Here is a 326-nt window from a genome sequence, read left to right on the forward strand (position 1 = left end):
TTGTATGCTTGCCTTTGAATCTGATATGAACTCTTCCACATCCTTAAAGTAGTCTTTATTCGCTTTATATTTATCGAATGACTCACTTCCAAGACCTGATACATGCATCATCATATGATCATTTTCATCTGTAGCACAGACAATGGCAACCTTGTGATGAGATATTCCTCTATATGCAGCCTGTTTACCTCTTTTCTTTGAGTATCTAGGCATATTTTGAGGACGTGTTCTCTTTAGGTTTATACTTTTATACTGTGTATCTATTTCAACTTCACCAGATAATTTCTGATGACCCATAATTTCAGATGCTGCATGATAAAGTTTAT

Annotated in this window: 1 pseudogene; it reads right to left on the reverse strand. The window is 34.7% G+C overall.

What is annotated here, in order from left to right:
• Positions 1-326: pseudogene (locus tag ACFOZZ_RS08890) on the reverse strand (hypothetical protein); the annotation flags it as partial.

The organism is Catenibacterium sp. GCM10023432 (genome assembly GCF_042651925.1).
Taxonomy (GTDB): Bacteria; Bacillota_I; Bacilli_A; order Erysipelotrichales; family Coprobacillaceae; genus Catenibacterium; species Catenibacterium mitsuoka.